Origin of the sequence: Paracoccus onubensis (genome assembly GCF_003591515.1) — a bacterium.
GTDB lineage: Bacteria > Pseudomonadota > Alphaproteobacteria > Rhodobacterales > Rhodobacteraceae > Paracoccus > Paracoccus onubensis.
The window spans coordinates 62,250-82,567 of record NZ_QZCG01000018.1; the positions used below are offsets into that span (position 1 = coordinate 62,250).

Consider the following 20,318-nt stretch of genomic DNA (forward strand, 5'->3'; position numbering starts at 1 on the left):
CTAATCAGGTCCGCGGAGGACAGAAACACGAATGACGCCAACTGAGATGCGCGATGATCTGACCCGCTCGGGCCTGAACCTCATAGGTCAGGCATTGTCGATCTTCGACGCCGATCTGCGTCTGGCGGTGGCGAACCGGCAATATCAAAGCATGTTCGACTTGCCCGATGAACTCGTGAAGCCCGGCACCAGCTTCGAGGACACCATCCGCCACATGGTCAATCGCGGTGATTATGGTCCCCAGGACGACCCCAGGGCGGCCGTCGCCTCACGCGTGGAACAGGCCCGCGCGTTCGAGCCGCATTACTTCGAGCGTCAACGCGCCAATGGCCGCTGGATCGCGGTCGAGGGCGCGCCCCTGTCGCAAGGCGGCTGGGTCACCGTCTATACCGACATCACCCACAGCAAAAAGCAGGAATCCCTGCTGCGCGCCCGGTCCGAGGAATTGTCCGAGCAATTGCTGGATCATACCGAACGGCTTGCCAGCGCCAATCGCGAGCTGGCCGCCGCCAATGCCGCCCTGCAGGAAGCGCAGCGGGTCCTGACGCAGATCGAAGCCCGTACCCGGCAAGTGACCGAGATGGTGCCAGCGCATATCGCGCATCTGGATACCGCTTATCGCTATACATTCTCGAACCACCAGCAACCGACGGTCTTTCCCGGCAGTACCGGCAAGGTGATCGGAAATACGGTTGCCGAGGCACTGGGGGCCGAGACTTTCGCAACCCTGCAACCGTGGATCGATCGCGCGCTGGCCGGAGAGTCCCAGGTCTTCGAAATGACCCACAGACCGTCGGGACATCGTGTCCGCATCGCGCTTACGCCTGATCGTCTGGGACAAGGGGTCTATGTCCTGTCGACCGATGTCAGTGCCGAAGTGCAGGCCCGGGAAGCACTGACGCATGCCAGCAAGCGCAGCCTTGCCGCCGGGCTGACCTCGGGAATGGCCCATGATTTCGGCAACCTTCTGACGATTATCCTTGGTCTTCAGGGACGACTTGCCTCGATGGCCTTGCCCGCAGAGGCAGCCGAAGACGTGAAGGCGACATTGGCCGCGGCCCGCCGCGGCGCCTCGCTTCTGGATCGGCTTGCCAAGATCAGCGGTCCTCGCAAAACCGCGTTGCAACCCGTGGAATTGCGGCCACTTCTGAACGAGATGGTGACACTCGCCCGCCCGTCGCTTCATGAGGGGGTGACACTTGGCTTGACCGCCAGGTTGCCGGATGCGCCGCTGCTTCTTGATCCTGATGCCTTGCAGGATTCGCTTTTGAACCTGATCCTCAACGCGAATGCCGCGCTTGATGGGCCGGGACAAATCGATCTGATCGCACAGATCGGTGGCGACTGGATCGAAATCGCCGTCGCCGATACCGGTCCCGGCTTCTCGAACGAAGCGCTTACACGTGCAACCGAGCCTTTTTTCAGCACCAAGAAGGAACAGGGTTCGGGGCTTGGTCTGTCCATGGTCTATGATCAGACCAAGCTGGTCGACGGGGTCATGCGGCTGGAAAATACCGCCACAGGCGCGCGGGTCAGCCTGCGCCTGCCATACCGTCCGGTCACGCCGCAGATGATCCTGCTGGTCGAGGATGACGACACGATCCGCGCCGATATCCGGAGCCAGCTGACCAATCTGGGGCATTCCGTCATCGAGGCAGGCAGCCTGACGGAAGCCCGCAGGATGACCGATCTGCCGGGATTGACGATGATCCTGTCGGATATCCATCTGGGCGACGGGCTTGGGCTTGATCTGACGGGCGCGGGCCTGCCGATCCTGCTGATGAGTTCCGTACCGCCGGATGACCCGCTGCGGCGTTCGATTTCCGGGCAGGTCTTGACCAAGCCTTTCACTGCCGCCCGTCTGGCGGCCGCCCTGAACGGCGCAATGAAGGAATCCGCATGACAGATATTCCCGTTATCGCGATTCTGGATGATGAGCCCGAAATCCGGCGCCTGCTGTCATCCGCCCTCGAAGAAGCGGGGTTCCGGACGCACAGCTTTGCCCGCGCCGCCGAGTTCGAGGCCGCTTTGCGCCGGATCACCCCGGATGCCTGCCTGATCGACCTTGGTCTGCCGGACCGGGACGGGCTTGCCCTTGTTCACCGGCTCGCGACGGAATCGGGGGCCGCAATCATCATCATTTCGGGTCGCGCTCAGGTGCAGGACCGTGTGGCGGGGCTGGAACTGGGCGCGGATGATTATGTCATCAAGCCATTCGAGCCTGTCGAGGTCGTTGCCCGTATCCGCGCCCGGCTGCGACGCCCGGTTCAGCCTGCCAGCCACGACGCCCAGATCGTCGGATTCTCGGGCTGGACCGCGGATTTCGACCGTTATCTGCTGATTGCTCCTGACAAGGCCGAGATCCCGCTCAGCCATGCCGAGGCCGAGGTGCTGCGCATGTTCACGGATGCCCCGCGACGCCTGATTACCCGGACCCAGATGCTTGACGCATTGGGAGGCTCGGCCGGGGACAGTTTCGATCGCGCCATGGATGTCCGGATCTCGCGCCTGCGCACAAAGCTTCGCGAGGATCCCAGAAACCCGCAACTGATAAAGACGATCTATGGAGCCGGTTATATTTTCCTTGCCGAAGTAACATGACCTGCGTCTTTTCGGAATATCATCCTGTCTGCGGGTCACCCCTGAGTGTACTGACGAAATCGTAATCGGCTTGCCTTGCCCAATAGCTCAGACCGCCGCGCGTAAAACAATGCGCGTAATCAAGGTTATTCAGAAATGGCCCGCAATTCTTCAGATTGTCTTCGATCAGGATGACCGGAGAGTGACGCGTGATCGTGTTGGCCGCCCCTTCAAGCGCACTCAGTTCGTGGCCTTCCACATCCAATTGAATAAGGCAGATATCCTCGGTTTTGAAATCGTCGATCCTGAAGGTCGGAACAAGTTCGCACCTGCCGATATTCTCATTGTGAAAGCCCGACGCGCCACCCAGGAATCCCCCTTCCGCGTCATGCGTGGACAGGGACATTATCCCGTTCTCACGCGACAGCGCAGCATTGACCAGAACGACATTCCTCAGACCAAGCCTTTCGGCGTTTTGCTTGGCGAGAACATAATTTTCCAGCACCGGCTCAAACGCATAGACCATTCTGGCCGAGCGGGAATAAGTATGCAGCATATCGCCGAAAAACGTGCCCGCATGAATCGCCGAGCCATTCTTGCGATAATCCAGTATCTTCTTGAAATTCACATGGGAAAACGGTTCATAATAATTACCGGCAAGGCAGCACCTGACCGCCGGACGATGTCCTCCGCGGACGGGCACATCAATTTCGATTTCATATTCAAGCTTGCTGTGGCGGATGCGTGTCCGCAGATAGGGTATGGAAAACAGATGTTCAGTGCTGACAGACATATCATGCCCTCTCTTACCAGGAAATGGGCTGGCAATCGTTACGAATACCGACAAATATTAACGATATCTGAGCATTATTACATCCTTAATTTCCGTCGGCGATGCTGGCACATCGAATCGGCATGAAGTCGCCTTCATCATCGGACCCAAGCGAATAGGAGCGGGAAGACCGGATACCGCCTATGCAGACAAGCGCACCCAGACCGGAACATGATCGCTGGGTTTTTCCCCTGCCCTGGCCTCACGGTCTACGCCGGTTTCCTCAAGCAGATCGGCCGCCTGAGGCGACAGGAGCATGTGATCGATCCGGATTCCGTCATCCTTGTTCCACGCTCCGCCCTGGAAATCCCAGAAGGTGAAGGGACCGCGCGTGGACCACGGATCACGGGCCCGGATCGCATCGGTCCAGCCTTGCCAGACGATTCTGCGCAAGGCAGCACGGCTTTGCGGCAGGAACAATGCGTCTTCCCGCCATTTCTCGGGACTGGCGGCATCGCGCGCCTCGGGGATGATATTGAAATCGCCCAGCATCACGACCGGCATCTCTGCCGCCAGCAATTCCTGGGCACGCAGCCGCAGCCGCTCCATCCAAGCAAGCTTGTAGTCATATTTCGGTCCCGGCACCGGATTGCCGTTCGGCAGGTACAATCCCGCGATCCGAACCGCCTGCGCGCCTGTTACGGTCGCTTCGATATAACGGGACTGTTCATCACCATCGTCGCCCGGCAGGCCGCGGATCACATCTTCCAGCGGCAGCTTCGACAGGATCGCCACCCCGTTGAAACCCTTTTGCCCATGCGTTTCGATATTCCAGCCCAGATCCTCGAAATGCGCGCGCGGGAAAGTCTCGTCGACGGATTTGATCTCTTGCAGAACCACGACATCGGCATCTGCCCCGGCCAGCCAGTCGGTCAGCGCATTGATACGGGCCTTGATGCCGTTGATATTGAAGGATGCGATTTTCATGGCGACATAGTGGGGCGCTGCGACAGAATTGGCAAGCGCTGAGCAGGGCTATTGGCATAGGGAGCTGCCTGCCTCCGCCTGATCAGGACGGATCGGACTCCCCCAAGGATATTTCCATGAAGAAGAAGCGGTTAAGGTGAATAGTTCAGATCGAGAAGGAGGTGCCGCAGCCACAGCTCGAGGTGGCATTCGGATTCTCGATCGTGAAGCGCGCGCCGATCAATTCATCGGTGAAATCTATGACCGCGCCGGTCAGATAGGGCAGCGACACCGGGTCAACCACAACCTTCTGGCCACCACCTTCCAGAATCAGATCGTCATCTTCGGCGTCATCCAGCCGGATATCGTACTGGAATCCTGAACAGCCGCCCCCCGCAACCGCCACACGAAGCGGGCGGGGATCGGTATCTGCGTTGATCTCGGCCAGTTGGGCAAAGGCGCGTTCGGTCACTTTCGGAGGCACGTTCATGGGGCGTTCCCGTTTTCGTCTGCTTAATGGGAATATAGGCTTGCGTCGAACACCCTGCAAGGATGGTCCATGACTGCACCCTATGCCTGCAAACCCGAAGACAGCCGCGGCCGGCTGTGGTCCGAACAATTATCAACCTTCCGCTCGCCATGGCAGCGGGACCGGGACCGGATCATCCATTCCTCGGCTTTCCGGCGGCTGAAGCACAAGACGCAGGTCTTTGTCGAGCATGACGGCGAGGAATATCGCGGCGATTATTACCGGACCCGGCTGACGCATACGATCGAGGTTGCGCAAGTCGCGCGCACGATTGCCGGCGCGTTGGAACTGAACACCGATCTGGCCGAATCCGTCGCCCTTGCGCATGATCTGGGACATCCGCCTTTCGGTCATACGGGCGAGGATGCGCTGGCCGTGCTGATGCAGCCTTATGGCGGCTTTGACCATAATGCACAGGCATTGCGGATCGTTACCATGCTGGAACGGCATTACGCCGATTTCGACGGCCTCAACCTGACATGGGAGACATTGGAAGGCATCGCCAAGCATAACGGCCCGGTGACCGGTCCGTTGCCCTACGCGCTGGCAGAGGTGAATGCCGCATGGGATCTGGAACTGCACACGAATGCAAGCGCCGAGGCGCAGGTCGCGGCGGTCGCCGATGATGTGGCCTATAACCATCACGACCTGCATGACGGGCTGCGTGCCGGTCTGTTCACTGAAGAGGAATTGGCCGAACTGCCCGTCATCGGCCCGGCATTTGCCGAGGTGGACCGGCTACATCCCGGACTGGATCGCATGCGGCGACGGCACGAGGCCCTGCGCCGGGTCTTCGGCGTGATGGTCGAGGATGTGATTGCCGTGGCCCAAAACCGGCTGACCGGGCTGCAACCCCGGTCGGCGCAGGAAATCCGCGACATGGACGGGCCGATCATCCGGTTCTCGAAACCGCTGTATCAGAATATCAAGGCGATAAAGGCCTTCCTGTTCCAACGGATGTACCGCGCCCCTTCGGTCGTGGATGAACGCCATCAGGTCACCGCAATCCTCAACGATATGTTTCCGCTGTTCCTGAACGATCCTTCGCAGCTTCCGCAAAGCTGGCGACAGGCTGCCGAGCAGGCTGGCAACGAGACCGAACGCGCCCGCATCGTTCTGGATTACGTCGCGGGCATGACCGACCGCTATGCAATTGCCGAGCATCAGCGATTGTTTTCGGCGCAGAACGGATAATCTCAACGAATTATCAATCCACCTCATGATCTTGTAGAAAATTATGAATTTGCGGGCGGGTCATACACTGCCTATGTTACGGCTGGCCTGAGCAAGGATAAGAGTAATGAGCGGCAAACTGACCCTTTCCCCCGTATTCGAGGCGCTGAACCGCGCCGCCCGTGAGCGAATCCTGATTCTGGACGGAGCCATGGGCACGCAGATCCAGACGCTGGGGCTGGACGAGGGTGATTTTACCGGCACCTCCTCGGGCCAATCCCTGCGCCACAGGACCGAGCATCCGCAAAAGGGCAATAATGATCTGCTCAGCCTCACCCAACCCAAGGTGATAGAGGAGATCCATTACAAATTTGCCATGGCCGGGGCAGAAATCGTCGAAACGAACACGTTTTCCTCGACCACGATCGCGCAAGCGGATTACGGATTGCAGGCGGCGGTACATGATCTGAACGTCGCCGGTGCGCAGGCCGCACGCCGCGCCATGGACCGCGCGACTGCGGAAGACGGCAAACCGCGCTATGTCGCCGGAGCCCTTGGCCCGACCAACCGCACGGCATCCATCAGCCCGGACGTGAACGATCCCGGTTTCCGCGCCATCAGCTTTGACGGCCTCCGCGTGGCATATCTGGAACAGGCGACCGCCCTGATCGAGGGCGGGGTGGATCTCCTGCTGATCGAAACCATTTTCGACACGCTGAACGCCAAGGCCGCGATCTTCGCCTGTGGACAGGCGATGCAGGCGCATGGCAGGCAATTGCCGCTGATGATCTCGGGCACGATCACCGATGCCTCGGGCCGCACATTATCGGGCCAGACGCCCACGGCCTTCTGGTATTCCGTCAGCCATGCCCGCCCCTGGACGGTCGGCCTGAACTGCGCCCTTGGCGCCGAGGCCATGCGTCCGCATCTGAGCGAGATTTCGGGCGTGGCCGATACGCTGGTCTGCGCCTATCCCAATGCCGGCCTGCCCAATGCCTTCGGTCAATATGACGAAGGCCCCGAGGATACCGCCCAGCAGGTCGCCGAATTCGCCCGCGAAGGGCTTGTGAATGTGGTCGGCGGCTGCTGCGGCACGACCCCTGAACATATCCGCGCCATCGCCGAAGCCGTGGCCGAACATAGCCCCCGAAAGGTGCCGGAATATGCCTGAACGTCTTCTGCGCCTTTCCGGGCTGGAGCCCTTTGTCCTGACCTCTGACATTCCCTTCGTGAATGTCGGGGAACGCACGAATGTCACCGGCTCGGCCCGTTTTCGCAAGCTGATCAAGGAACGCGACTACGCCACGGCGCTGGAAGTCGCCCGCGATCAGGTCGAGAACGGTGCCCAGATCATCGATATCAACATGGATGAGGGGCTGATCGATTCGAAAGCCGTGATGGTCGAGTTCCTGAATCTTCTTGCGGCTGAACCCGATATCGCCCGCGTCCCGATCATGCTGGACAGTTCCAAATGGGAGGTAATCGAGGCCGGGCTGCAATGCGTGCAGGGCAAATCCGTCGTGAACTCGATCAGCCTCAAGGAAGGCGAGGAACAGTTCCGCCATCATGCCGGGCTCTGTCTGGCCTATGGTGCGGCGGTGGTCGTCATGGCCTTCGACGAATCCGGACAGGCCGACACGTTCGAACGCAAGACCGAGATCTGCGCCCGCGCCTATAAGATTCTGACCGAGGAAATCGGGTTCCCGCCCGAGGACATCATTTTCGACCCGAATATCTTCGCCATCGCGACCGGGATCGAAGAACATAACAATTACGGCGTGGATTTCATCGAGGCGGCCCGCTGGATCCGCCAGAACCTGCCACATGCTCATATTTCGGGCGGCGTCTCGAACCTGTCCTTCAGCTTTCGCGGCAATGAGCCCGTGCGCGAGGCGATGCACGCGGTGTTCCTGTATCACGCCATTCAGGCCGGGATGGATATGGGCATCGTCAATGCCGGACAGCTTGCGGTCTACGATCAGATCGACGCCGAGTTGCGCGAGGCTTGCGAGGATGTCGTTCTGAACCGTCGCGACGACGCCACCGAGCGGCTTTTGGAAATAGCCGAAAAATACCGTGGCGAGGCTGGTGGCCCCAAACGTGAGAAAGACCTGTCATGGCGCGAATTTTCAGTCGAAAAGCGGCTGGAGCATGCGCTTGTCAATGGCATTGTCGAATATGTCGAAGCCGACACCGAAGAGGCCCGCCTGCAAGCCACCCGGCCGCTTGACGTGATCGAAGGACCGCTGATGGCCGGTATGAATGTCGTCGGTGACCTGTTTGGCGCGGGCAAGATGTTCCTGCCGCAGGTGGTCAAATCCGCCCGTGTCATGAAACAGGCCGTCGCCGTATTGCTGCCCTATATGGAGGAGGAAAAGCGCCTGAACGGCGGCAGTGACCGCGAAACTGCGGGCAAGGTGCTGATGGCCACGGTCAAGGGCGATGTACACGATATCGGCAAGAATATCGTCGGCGTCGTCCTGGCCTGCAACAATTACGAGGTGATCGATCTTGGCGTGATGGTGCCCTCGCAGAAAATCCTTGAGGTCGCGCGCGAACAGAATGTCGACGCGATCGGCCTTTCCGGCCTGATCACCCCGTCTCTGGACGAGATGGTGCATGTCGCCTCGGAGATGGAGCGTGAGGGTTTCAATATCCCGCTGCTGATCGGTGGGGCAACGACCTCGAAGACCCATACCGCGGTCAAGATTTCTCCGCAGTATCAGAAGAACACGGCGATCTATGTCACCGATGCCAGCCGGGCCGTCGGTGTCGTGTCATCGCTGTTGAGCCCCTCGCAGCAAAAAGCTTATATCGAGAATATCCGCGCCGAATATCTGGATGTGGCCGAACGGCATGAACGCTCGGAAGCGGCCAAAAAACGGCTGCCTTTGGCCGATGCGCGGGCAAACGCCCTTAAGCTGGACTGGGCCGGCTTCGCGGCGCATACCCCCTCTTTCACCGGTACGCGCATCATCGATGACTGGAATTTGCAGGATATCGCCCGCTATATCGACTGGACGCCATTCTTCCAGACATGGGAAATGAAAGGCGTCTATCCCCGCATCCTCGATGACGAGAAACAGGGCGAGGCTGCCCGTGCCCTGTTCGCCGAGGCTCAGGAAATGCTTGCCCGCATCATCGACGGAAACTGGTTCCGCCCCCGTGCCGTGGTCGGTTTCTGGCCTGCCAATTCCGTAGGCGACGATATCCGTCTTTATACCGGCGAGGATCGGACAGAGACCCTGACCATGCTGCACACCCTGCGGCAGCAGGTGTGGAAACGCGGTAACCGTCCGAATGTGGCGCTGTCGGATTTCGTCGCGCCGGAAGGAGCCGGGCCGGATTATGTCGGCGGCTTCGTGGTCACGGCAGGACCCGAGGAATCCGAGATCGCCACCCGGTTCGAGCGCGCGAATGACGATTATTCCTCGATCATGGTCAAGGCGCTGGCCGACCGTTTCGCCGAAGCCATGGCCGAGATGCTGCATGAACGTGTGCGCCGCGAATTATGGGGTTATGCGCCGGACGAGAATCTTGGCAATGCCGACCTGATTGCCGAGCGTTATGACGGTATCCGCCCTGCTCCCGGCTATCCTGCCCAACCGGATCACACCGAGAAGCTGACCCTGTTCAACCTGCTTGACGCCACCAATGCAACGGGCGTCGAACTGACTGAAAGCATGGCGATGTGGCCGGGTTCGTCGGTGTCCGGATTCTATATCGGACATCCCGAGGCTTACTATTTCGGTGTCGCCAAGGTCGAAGAGGATCAGGTTCGGGATTACGCCACCCGCAAAGGGATGTCGCTAAAGGAAACGGAACGCTGGCTGGCCCCGATCCTCAATTACATCCGCAAGGATGCGGTTGCCTGACAGGCAGCCATCGCCATGACCGAGGATGACGGAACCCGGGGGAAACGATCCCCCGGTGCCGTGTCAGATATCCACAACGACCTTTCCAATCGGGTTCGAGCAACAGGCCAGGATATACCCCGCCTCGATATCCTCATCCGATATGCCGCCGTTATGGACCATATGCACCTCGCCTTCGAGCTTGCGGGTCTTGCAGGTACCGCACAGGCCGAATGTACAGCCCGAGGGGATATTCAGTCCGCTTGCCTTGGCAACGGCCAGAACGGTATCGGTCTCGTTGCAGCGCGCACTGACCCCCGACGCGGCAAATACAAGCTCTGATTTGGATTCCACGTCCGGAACGACATCGTCCAGATCCGGTGCCTCGGCCTCGGTTTCGACCGGCGCGCCGAAGCTTTCCTGATGATAATGATCCATGTCGAAGCCAAGCGAGATCAGGATATCGCGCACCGCCTGCATGAAGGGCTCGGGGCCGCAGCAGAACACCTCTCGCTCAAGGTAATCGGGCGCCATGAGACCTAGCATCAACTGGCTGATTCTGCCCCGATAACCGTGCCATGACTGAAACTCGTCATGCTCTTCGACGGTGATATGCAACTGCAGACCGGATTCCCGGTTTGCCATGTGATGCAACTGTTCCTTGAAGATCACATCGGATGGACGCCGGGCTGCATGGAGAAAAGCGACATCGGGTTTCTTCCCCGAATCCCACAGCCATGTCGTCATCGACATCATCGGCGTGATTCCGGAACCGGCAGAAATGAAAAGATATTTCTCACCCGGATGCCGCTGAAGGCTGAAAATCCCGGCAGGACCGTACGCCTTGACCTGCATTCCCGGCTTCAGGTTATCCATCATCCACCGGGTCGCGATCGAATTGGGCTGCGCCTTCGCGGTGATCGAGACATACATCGGCCGCGAAGGCGAAGAAGAAAGCGTATAGGTTCGCTGCACATTCCCGCCCGGCACGGGCAGGTCCAGCGTGATGAACTGCCCCGGCTCGTAATCGAACCAGGCACCGGACGGCGCGCGAAAGGTAAATGTCGCGGTATCCGCCGTTTCCGGCACCATCTGGGTAAATTCCAGAAGCTCGGAATCGTCCCACGGCTCGGCCGACCAGTTTATACGCTGCTTGACCATTACCTACTCCGCCGCCGTCTGCAACGCCAGCCGGCTGCTCATTACTCCGCAATACCAGTCGATCAGATGCAGAACCCCCATTTCCTGCCGCGGAGAATAAGGACCGGGCTCATAGGCCGGACTCAGGATGCCGGCCTGATTTTCTTCGACCACCTGACGATCTTCGTCATTTGTCGCCAGCCAGACTTCGGTCAGCTTGGCCAGGTCGTAATCCTTCCCTTCCTCGGCATCCTTGTGGACCAGCCATTTGGTCGTGACTTCGGTTTCCGTCGGGCTGATCGGCAGGATTCTGAAGAGGATGGCATGATCGGGCAAAAGATGGTTCCAGCTGGTCGGGAAATGATAGAACATCAGCGACCCGGCATCGTTCCACGGAATCGTTCCCATCCGCCGGGCGACGGCGGCCTTGCCCGACATGGTGAAGCTTTCCTGATGATCCATCAGCGGCACCCGCGCCATGCGCCATTGCAGATCCGGCGCGCTCACGAAACGGGAGGGCAACCGGGCGGCGTCGCAGCGGTCCCAATGTTCCAGAATGATGTCGCTGGCGGAATGCGGCCCCTCCATCACCGTCATTTCGGGATCTTCCGAATAGGTCCGGCAAAGCGAAGGATGCGAGCCGCCGCAATGATAACATTCGCGGTTATTCTCCATCACCAGCTTCCAGTTGCCCTTCTCGATGATGGTCGAGCTGAACGCAACCTTGGAATCTGCAAGCCCGCTGGGGGTGAGATAGGTCATCAGATTCTGGGCAAGCTCATTGATGGCAGGGGGGATTTGCGCAAGGCAGATGAAAACCATGCCGCCCAGATCGACGCAATGAACCGGTTTCAACCCGAATTTCGCCGGATCGAACCCCTCACCCATATCGCGCGCATAAAGGAGTTTGCCGTCCAGATCATAGGTCCACTGATGATATGGGCAGACCAGTTTGGGACCGGTGCCATTGGTCTTGGGACAAAGCCGCTGCCCCCGATGCCGGCAGACATTGTGGAAGGCACGAATACGGCCATCGGCACCCCTGACGACGATCACCGGATATTGTCCGACATTCAGCGTAACAAGATTGCCGGTCGAGGGAATCTCGCAGGAAGGCAGCGCGAACAGCCATTCGCGATACCAGATTTGCTCCAGATCATCCTGATATGCCTGTTGGCTGCAGTAAAGATCGCGCGGCAACGAGAAGCCGGGCTTTCGGGCCGCGATCAGTTCGGCGGTAGAGTGTGCTGTGATCATCACGTACCTGGCTTGTGACATGCGCATCATGCGCGACTTGGTTGACGCAGGCTCCACGACCGCTGAGTCGTACTGCCTGTTTTACCAATCTAACCTCTGCAGCCGGGCCATAAGGACAATTTGCGACACAACATTGACGGATTAAGACACGTGGCGCGCAGCGTTATTCACGTCTGCTTGTGCAGCGAACGGCAGGGCTTCAGCCCCGTCCCCATCCACGGGCATTTGCGGATGAACCGGCCGCGCATATTGATCGTGATAGCGGATGATATCGTCTTCTTCCAGATAAACACCGGTCTGCACCTCGATCAGGATGACCGGTACCTTGCCCGGATTCGTCATCCGGTGAACCGCGCCCAGCGGCACATAAACGGACTCGTTTTCGCTCACCAGCCGCAGGTCGTCATTGATCGTCACCTGAGCGGTTCCGGAAACGACCACCCAATGCTCTGACCGGTGCATGTGCTTTTGCAGCGAAAGCGACGCACCCGGTTCGACCATGATGCGCTTGACCTGAAACCGATCAGCGCGCGCCAGCGTCTCATACCACCCCCAGGGGCGGTGTTCCCTCGGAAATGCGACGGCCTGTTTGCGCCGTTTCGCGGCGAGCGCATCAACGGCCAGACGCACATCCTGCGCCCGTTTCAAATCCGCCACCAGAACCGCGTCGCTTGTGGCCACGACGATCATATCCCGCAATCCGATGCCGACGACCTGCAAATCGTCGCCCCCCGAACGCAATAACACATTCCGGCAATCTATCGCGGTAGCGCCCTCATCCGCGACAACTGCATTTCCGGTCGGACAGGCCGCCACCGCCTCATGCCAGACGGAATCCCATCCACCGAGATCGGCCCAGTGGCAAGAAAGGCGGCAGACCGCAATATTCCCGGATTTTTCCATGATCGCATAATCAATCGAGCGATCCGGCAATTCCCGCCACGGCTCATCCCCAAGCCACAGAAAATCAGTATCATGTCGGGCAAGATCAAGAGAGGCCTGAACCGGCGACAGAAATTCCGGCGCATGGTTTCGGAATTCGTCGATCATGGCCTGCGCCTGGAACAGGAATATCCCCGCATTCCACAGACAATTGCCATCGGCCAGGAGATCCGCCGCGCGATCGGTTGCCGGTTTCTCGATAAAGCGGCGCACCATCTGAAAATCGCCTTCCTGATCGGCCAGTTCCAGATAACCATAGGCGGATGCCGGACGGTCTGGCCGGACACCGAAAACGACGATCCGGCCGGTTTTCACAATTTCCACCGCCTTCGTCACAATTGCCGAAAACGCGGCTGAATCCGAAATCATGTGATCCGATGGCGCGACCAGAACCAGACCAAGAGGGTTCCCCGAGGCGACCATTTGCGCGGCAGCCAATATGGCCGGAGCGGTATTCCGACCCACAGGCTCGACAACGATTGTCGCGCCCGAAACGCCGGTTTGCTCAAGCTGCCCGGCAACGATGAACCGGAAATCTGCATTCGTCATGACGATTGGTGGTGCATAGACTGGCCCGGCGAGGCGGCGAACCGCCGCCTGAAAAAGCGTTTCATCGCCCGTAATTGAAGAAAATTGCTTGGGGAATGTCTTGCGTGAAACGGGCCAAAGCCGCGTGCCGGAACCTCCTGCCAGCAATACAGGGGTGATTTTCCCCGAAACATGATCCTTCATCGTCCAATGTCCCAATTACCCTGAACACGGCACCGCATTGCGCCTTGACAAACATGCCCGCAATCGGGTGGCCAGTGAAGGAGATCGCTACAATTTTCGGCATTATGTGGAAGTGCCGAAGAACGGAGGCGCGTACCTGTTTCGCCATTTTTCCCACCCGCCCGAACATGCCGCCCACAAGCGTTCAAGTCCTATCGCAACCTGCGGTCTGGCGCGGGGGCGAGGCAATTCTAGCCGCTTGACGCCAACGGCTGTTTGGACCGGGCCGCCAATACCCAGACCGCAAGCGCAAACCCTGCCACACCTCCCGCCAGTTTCCCAAGCAGCAACGGCAGAATGATTGTCGGCTGGAAATTCGCCGAAAAGGCCAGATGGTCCCCGAACATGAAGGCACCGCAGACCGCGAAGGAGATCACCAGCACCTTGTCGCGCGGTGGCATGTCCTTGATCAACCTGAACATCGCCAGCACATTGGCCGAGGCGGCCAGCAGACCGGCCGTGCCTGCCGATGACAGGCCCAGCCGGGCTCCCACCCATTGCATCGGTTTTTGCAGGAAATGATTCAGCATCCAGACCATCGGGAACGCACCGCACAGCATGATCCCGATATAGCCTGCGATTTCAAGCGCACGGAACTGGTCCTCTTCATCAGCGATGATCGGGGCGAAACCCCAGTGACCGAAAATCGAGGTGAAGAAACCGGTGAAATATTCGACGATCGAGAAAACCAGAACCAGCGTGATGGCCGCATTCATGATCCGCCCGAACCCAAGGAACAGCCGGATCATGAATGCCGGAAACAGCCGCAACCCTACTGCAAGGACCACACAGAACAGAATCAGCGGTGCGATGTTTCGCAAAACGCCCAGCATACCCATCGCCAGTTGATAGGTCGCCTCCCCGGTGGCCGCGATCTCGGGCCGGATTGCAACCTCCATCACGCCCAGCACCAGGCAAGAGACCAGCACGCCTATAGGGATCGACAACACGCCGCACATGATGCCAACGGCCATGAATTCATGATCTTCCTTGTCCAGCATGGCGAGCCCCACGGGGATAGTGAAGATGATTGTGGCGCCGGCCATGAATCCGGTAAGGGAGGCCATGATCCAGCCCTCGGTTGAGAGCGCAAGCTCTTTGGCCAGTTGATAACCGCCCATATCCACAGCGATGATCGAGGTCGCCGCCATGGCCGGATCGGCATTGATTGCCTGAAAGGCAGGACTGATCACCGCCGTAACGAAGGCGGAAAGATAAGGGATCGATGCCATGATCCCGGCCACGGGAATGAAGATATAGCCGATGGCGTGGAGACCCGCATTGAACTCTTTCCCCAACGGGCTTTCGCTGTCGATGATCGAGGCAACCGCGCCGATAATCGCTGAAATCATGATGATGTAGATAACGAATGTGCCGATATGGGCCATTGGCGAACTCCCTGTCGAGGTGAGAGGCGGGCGGATTCTTGCAGTCCGCTTCCACCGAAAGCTCAGCGGAAAAGCTGAGCCAGATGGTCGTTGAGATAGACCCCTTCCGGGTCCAGCTTGCGCCGCAACTCGCGGAAATCGTCGGCGCGCGGATAGATCGAGGTAACATCCTCGCCGGTCAGGAAGTGCATCTTGCCCCAATGCGGACGCGAACCAAAGCTGCGCAGGATCCGATCGACCGCACGCAGATAATCCCAGTAATCCTTGCCGGGCTCGCCCGAGACCGAGACGGTCACGCTGTCCTGCCGGTAGAAGGGACTAAGCCACGCCTCGTCACCGGCGGTGAAGCGGTATTCGATGGGATAGATCGCCTCGGGGAACTCTTCCAGCATCAGCTTGCGAACCGCGCGCACTGCATCCTTTCCGTGTTCGCGCGGTACGGCATATTCGAGTTCGTGGAAATTCGCGATATATTCGATCGGATAGACATCCGAACTATAGGCGACTTTCTCGAATTCGGTTTCGAATGGTTCCGCGTCAGTGATGTCGATCACCTTCATTTCGCAGACATCCGTACTGCGCCCCGTCTTCGAGGTGGCCGAGGTGTCTGGCAGGCAATAACAATGCCGGCTTTCCTCATAAGGGCACCAGAAGAAGCTGAAATGACGATGCGTCTCGGCAAGCTCGTCATGCCTCTCCATCGCGGAATCGAAATCCTCGCGCCAGATTTTCTCGTGCAGCCGGTAACTGTCGGTCAGTTGCAGCGTCATTTCCGAAATCGCCCCTAATGTTCCCAGCGAAACACGGCTGGCAAGAAGAAGCTCGGGCGTGCTTTCATCGACGATCTGGACGGACCCATCGGGCTGGATCAGACGCATGCCAACGATGGAATCCGCCAGAACCGGCAGACTCGCGCCGGTGCCATGCGTACCGGTGGTCAACGCCCCGGCAATCGCCTGACTGTCGATATCGCCCTGATTGATCATCGACAGGCCTTCCGCCTTCAGCACCTTGACAAGATCGTTGAACGTCGTCCCGGCAGAGGCGGTCACCCTGCGTTTCTCATGATCGATGCTTTTGACGCCCTTCATATTGGCCAGCGTCAGGTGAAGCCCGTTGGTCAGGGCAACCGGTGTAAAACTGTGACCCGAGCCGGCAACCCGGACATTAAGCCCTTTCGCTGTCGCATCGGCGATCATGGCGCATAGCTCATCTTCGCTTTGCGGCGCCCCTCTTGCGGCGCGGACACAGGACTGGTTACCGACCCAGTTGCGCCAATGGGCGTGTTCCAGGCCGAAATCATTGATGGTCATCCCATGTGACGACGTGTTCATATCTTCCCCCTTTGCTTCCGGATCAGATGGCGGTGTAGGCATTGTCGGCGAACAGATGCGCCCCGTTCACGAAGCTCGCATCATCGCTGGCCAGGAACAAAGCAGCTTTCGCGACCTCATCGGGACGGCAAAGCCTGCCCTGAGCGGCGGCGATGGCCTCCTCGGATACATCGACGCCATTTTTGGTCAGCAACTCGATCTCGCGCAGGCCATGAGCGGTCGCGATGAAACCGGGACAGACCGCGTTCGAGCGGATATTGCGGTCCCGGAACTCTACGGCCAATGCACGCGCGAACATGTGGCACGCGCCTTTGCTGGTGCAGTAAAGCACTTCCATCGGCGTGCCGACCACCGCTGAAATCGAAGAGGTGCAGATCACGCTGCCGCCGCCCGCCTCGATCATGCCGGGCAGCACCGCCTTGCTGACAAGGAACATGCTTTTCACATTCACGGCCATGATCCTGTCCCATTCCTCCTCGCTTGTTTCGAGGAATGGCACGGCTGCCAGAATTCCGGCATGATTCATCAGCACCGTGACCGGCCCAAATGCGTCCGTCACGGCCTTGACGCAATGCTTCACCTGATCTGCGTCCGAAACATCCGCAGGGGCAAAAATCACGTCATGGCCGGCATCGCGCAAACGCCGGGCGACGTCGTCCCCCTTGCTTTGCGGCAGATCGACAATACCGACCTTCGCGCCTTCCGCCGCGAAAAGCTCTGACGCGGCCAGTCCGCAACCGCCCGCACCGCCGGTAATCAACGCCACCTTGCCCGCCAATCTTCCTGTCACATCAGCCTCCCTTGACCAGAACTTGCGCACCCGGCCACAATACGGGTTCATGGAACCCTGGGCGAACCCTGGGCCGGTCCCTCCCAAGGCCGGGTAAGAGAAAGCCTAGGCGACAGCACATGAATGGCCATATGTCGAAAGTTATATGTCCGGAGGCGGGCAGATGATCTCGCAACGACTTTCCGATGCGGTGGCAGGGATGATCGCGGCCACCGGCAATGTGCATTATGGACAAGCTCTTGATTCATTGACAGAATATGCGGCAGAATTCGACATGAGCTGCGCATTCGTCTTCAGTTCCAACCATAGGCCCATCGTCATCCATGACGGCTATTCCGAGACCGTCGATCGTCGCGCCCTGCGTTCCTATCTTCGCGGGGCCTATCTTCTGGATCCTTTCTATACCGCCTGCGTCTCGGGCGTGGCCGAAGGTCTGTGGCGCATGCGCGATCTGGCGCCGGACCGGTTTTATGACGCGCAATTCGCATGGTCGCGCGAGGTTCATCCCTGCATTTCGGATCAGGCCGGAACGCTGGTCGAGGAAGTGGGCTTCATCGTTCCCCTCGCCAACGGAACGGCAGCCAATTATTCACTGATGCGCAATCGCGGCGGCCAGCTATTCGACGACGCCGAATTCGAGTCCCTGGCCAGGCTGACACCGATCATCGCCGCCAGCATAAGGCAGCACTGGCCGTTCATCCAGAATTCGGAGGCGGACGCCCCGGCCGCTCGCCGGGATGCCGACCTGGTCTTTCAGCAGGTTTTCGGGGATGCGCTTACCCCGGCCCAGCATTCGGTGACTCAACTGATCCTGCGCGGACACAGCAGCCTGTCAATCGCCGAGCATCTTGGCATTACGGAAGGCACGGTCAAGCTTCACCGGTCCAACATCTATCGCCGCCTTGGCATTTCCAGCCAAAGCGAGCTCTTCCAGCGATTTATTGACCATCTTGTGGAATAAGGCCCAAGAGCCTGTCGCGCTGAATCGGAAACGGCGGTTATGTGCGTCCCGCGAAGGCCGGGGGCGCTGCCCCCGGACCCCTGAGGTATTTACCGCAAAGAAGAAGGAGGAGAAGAGGGAACCAATCCGGGAAGGCGCGACATGCTCTAAATGCCCGTTATGTCTTTCGCTGGCGCTCCGGCGATATAGACCTGTTGAACTGCGCGATCGTCGCCCATGATCTGCAAAATGAACAATTCTTCGGCCAGCGTTTGCGCCCGCTCGGCCCGCAAGGACATCGCGCCGGTGGCATGAACGTTCAGCACGACCAGATCCGCATCCGATCCCGGAGCCAATGTCCCGATCCGGTCCTGCATCCCCAATGCGACGGCATTTCCGCGCGTGGCCCAGTGAAACGCCTTCAGCGGATGCAGTTTCTGCCCGTTCAGCTGCAGGATCTTGTAACCCTCGTTCAGCGTCTGCAGCATGGAATAACTGCTTCCTCCGCCGACATCCGTGGCGATTCCGCTGACGATACCCGCCGCGCTTAACCCAGCCTCGTCAAACAGCCCCGAGCCAAGGAAAAGATTCGAGGTCGGACAGAACACCGCACGACTGCCCGTTTCCGCCATCCGGGCGATTTCACGTTCACGCAGATGGATGCAATGTCCAAGCAATAGCCTGTCCGAAAGCAACCCGTAACTTTCATAAATATCCAGATAATCCCGTGCCTTGGGGTATAAATTTAGCGTAAATTCGATTTCTTCGAGATTTTCGCTGAGATGGGTCTGGAGGTGACATTCCGGGTATTCGCGGACCAAGGCGCCCGCCATCTCCATCTGTTCCGGCGTCGAGGTAATGGCGAAGCGCGGCGTGATCGCATAACGCAGCCTGCCGCGCCCGTGCCATTTCTCCAGCAACCGCTTGCTGTCATCATAGCCCTGCTGCGGCGTATCCAGAACCCCGTCCGGCGCGTTGCGGTCCATCATCACCTTGCCGGCGACCATGGCCATGTTCCGGGCTTCGGCCGCCTCGAACAACGCCTCGGCGCTTTCGGGATGAACCGAGCAGAAGGCAACGGCAGAGGTCGTGCCATGCGCCACAAGTTGATCAAGGAACAGCCCTGCCATGCGGGTGGCGTGACCACGATTGCTGAAACGCGCCTCTTCCGGGAAAGTATAGCTGTTCAGCCAGTCCAGAAGCTGCGCGCCCCAGCTTGCGATCACCTGCACCTGCGGGAAATGGATATGCGGGTCGATGAAACCCGGCATGATCAGATGCGGGCGGTGATCCGTCACGGCCAGATCGGGCCGGGCAAGCGCGGTATAATCGTCGACAGCGACAATGCGGCCATCCTCGATCAGAATGGCGCCGTCTTCGAGATAGCGGTGATTGTCTTCGGTTTGGGCGGGATCGGCGTGAAAGCCGAGGACGCGCCCCCGGATCAGATGTTGCATGAGTGCCTTGACAAGGAAGTTGTTGCGTTCAGCCGGGTCATCAACTCGGCAGCGGTAAAGGCGGCGATCACCGCCGGGCGTTTGTCGGGTGAGAACCCCGCGCCGATCGGTGAAATCAGCGGCGCGGGGTCGATCCCCCGCTGCTGGGCAAAGCGGTTGAACTGCGCGCGCTTCGTGCCGCTGCCGATCATGCCGATATAGGCAAGATCGTTTCGGGCAAGCGCCTCTGCGGCCAGCAGGAAATCCAGCGCGTGATCATGGGTCACGATGACGATGAAACTGCCGGGACGGGCGTGGCGGATTTCGGCTTCGGGCAGCGGGGTGAGACGGGTATCCAGCCCAGGGGTCGCCAGCGACAGCTCTTCGGCACGTTGATCGATCAGGACCGCATTGACCGGCAGCGGGTGCAGCGCAAGCGCCAATGC

17 protein-coding genes are annotated in these 20,318 nt (G+C 59.3%); 6 read left to right on the forward strand and 11 right to left on the reverse strand.

The features are described from left to right. Positions 1–31: 31 nt before the first annotated feature. Both D3P04_RS21075 and D3P04_RS21080 read left to right on the forward strand, forming a co-directional pair. Positions 32–1,903, forward strand: a complete 1,872-nt coding sequence (locus tag D3P04_RS21075) for a PAS-domain containing protein (RefSeq protein WP_119751851.1) — start codon at positions 32–34, stop codon at positions 1,901–1,903. Further along, positions 1,900–2,601, forward strand: a complete 702-nt coding sequence (locus D3P04_RS21080) for a response regulator transcription factor (protein WP_119751852.1) — start codon at positions 1,900–1,902, stop codon at positions 2,599–2,601. The genes D3P04_RS21075 and D3P04_RS21080 overlap by 4 nt, the downstream gene beginning before the upstream one ends. 19 nt (positions 2,602–2,620) lie before the next feature. Here D3P04_RS21080 and D3P04_RS21085 read toward each other — a convergent pair whose 3' ends face one another. The 3 genes from D3P04_RS21085 to D3P04_RS21095 form a co-directional block, all read right to left on the reverse strand. After that, positions 2,621–3,373, reverse strand: coding sequence for an FkbM family methyltransferase (locus tag D3P04_RS21085; RefSeq protein ID WP_119751853.1), 753 nt, complete (start codon positions 3,371–3,373; stop codon positions 2,621–2,623). A 180-nt stretch (positions 3,374–3,553) separates the two neighbouring features. After that, a complete protein-coding gene (xth, locus tag D3P04_RS21090; protein WP_119751854.1) occupies positions 3,554–4,339 on the reverse strand; it encodes an exodeoxyribonuclease III in 786 nt (261 codons plus the stop codon). 145 nt (positions 4,340–4,484) lie between these two features. Continuing rightward, positions 4,485–4,808 (reverse strand): HesB/IscA family protein, encoded by a 324-nt coding sequence (locus tag D3P04_RS21095; protein ID WP_119751855.1) that lies wholly within the window; start codon positions 4,806–4,808, stop codon positions 4,485–4,487. A 69-nt stretch (positions 4,809–4,877) separates the two neighbouring features. Between D3P04_RS21095 and D3P04_RS21100 the strand changes: the two genes are divergently transcribed. The 3 genes from D3P04_RS21100 to metH all read left to right on the forward strand — a co-directional run bounded on the left by D3P04_RS21100 (position 4,878) and on the right by metH (position 9,895). Next, complete coding sequence (locus tag D3P04_RS21100; RefSeq protein ID WP_119751856.1) at positions 4,878–6,041, forward strand: deoxyguanosinetriphosphate triphosphohydrolase; 1,164 nt, start codon at positions 4,878–4,880, stop codon at positions 6,039–6,041. A gap of 106 nt (positions 6,042–6,147) precedes the next feature. Beyond that, a complete protein-coding gene (locus D3P04_RS21105) occupies positions 6,148–7,191 on the forward strand; it encodes a homocysteine S-methyltransferase family protein (protein ID WP_119751857.1) in 1,044 nt (347 codons plus the stop codon). Further along, positions 7,184–9,895 carry a methionine synthase gene (gene metH, locus D3P04_RS21110; RefSeq protein ID WP_119751858.1) on the forward strand — a complete coding sequence of 904 codons (2,712 nt, stop codon included), beginning with the start codon at positions 7,184–7,186 and terminating at the stop codon, positions 9,893–9,895. The genes D3P04_RS21105 and metH overlap by 8 nt, the downstream gene beginning before the upstream one ends. Positions 9,896–9,958: 63 nt before the next feature. Here metH and D3P04_RS21115 read toward each other — a convergent pair whose 3' ends face one another. The 6 genes from D3P04_RS21115 to D3P04_RS21140 form a co-directional block, all read right to left on the reverse strand. After that, positions 9,959–11,035: a hybrid-cluster NAD(P)-dependent oxidoreductase gene (locus D3P04_RS21115; protein WP_119751859.1), complete on the reverse strand. Its 1,077-nt coding sequence runs from the start codon at positions 11,033–11,035 to the stop codon at positions 9,959–9,961. 3 nt (positions 11,036–11,038) lie between these two features. Further along, entirely contained in the window at positions 11,039–12,271 is a 1,233-nt protein-coding gene (locus D3P04_RS21120; RefSeq protein ID WP_119751860.1) for an aromatic ring-hydroxylating oxygenase subunit alpha, read from the reverse strand. A 141-nt stretch (positions 12,272–12,412) separates the two neighbouring features. Then, positions 12,413–13,945, reverse strand: a complete 1,533-nt coding sequence (locus D3P04_RS21125) for a mannose-1-phosphate guanylyltransferase/mannose-6-phosphate isomerase (protein WP_119751861.1) — start codon at positions 13,943–13,945, stop codon at positions 12,413–12,415. Positions 13,946–14,175: 230 nt separating this feature from the next. Beyond that, positions 14,176–15,372 carry an ethanolamine utilization protein EutH gene (eutH, locus tag D3P04_RS21130; protein ID WP_119751862.1) on the reverse strand — a complete coding sequence of 399 codons (1,197 nt, stop codon included), beginning with the start codon at positions 15,370–15,372 and terminating at the stop codon, positions 14,176–14,178. A gap of 62 nt (positions 15,373–15,434) precedes the next feature. Further along, positions 15,435–16,706, reverse strand: a complete 1,272-nt coding sequence (locus tag D3P04_RS21135; protein WP_119751863.1) for a D-arabinono-1,4-lactone oxidase — start codon at positions 16,704–16,706, stop codon at positions 15,435–15,437. Positions 16,707–16,728: 22 nt separating this feature from the next. Continuing rightward, the gene (locus D3P04_RS21140) at positions 16,729–17,496 is read right to left on the reverse strand and encodes an SDR family NAD(P)-dependent oxidoreductase (RefSeq protein ID WP_119751864.1); all 768 of its coding nucleotides are present in this window, start codon (positions 17,494–17,496) and stop codon (positions 16,729–16,731) included. Positions 17,497–17,659: 163 nt separating this feature from the next. Between D3P04_RS21140 and D3P04_RS21145 the strand changes: the two genes are divergently transcribed. Beyond that, complete coding sequence (locus D3P04_RS21145) at positions 17,660–18,457, forward strand: helix-turn-helix transcriptional regulator (protein ID WP_119751868.1); 798 nt, start codon at positions 17,660–17,662, stop codon at positions 18,455–18,457. Between the two features lie 146 nt (positions 18,458–18,603). On the opposite strand, the gene guaD is transcribed toward D3P04_RS21145, so the two are convergent. Both guaD and D3P04_RS21155 read right to left on the reverse strand, forming a co-directional pair. Beyond that, the gene (gene guaD / locus D3P04_RS21150; protein WP_119751865.1) at positions 18,604–19,893 is read right to left on the reverse strand and encodes a guanine deaminase; all 1,290 of its coding nucleotides are present in this window, start codon (positions 19,891–19,893) and stop codon (positions 18,604–18,606) included. Further along, a partial coding sequence (locus D3P04_RS21155; RefSeq protein ID WP_182912955.1) for an XdhC family protein occupies positions 19,881–20,318 on the reverse strand: 438 nt, incomplete at its 5' end. The genes guaD and D3P04_RS21155, both read right to left, overlap by 13 nt.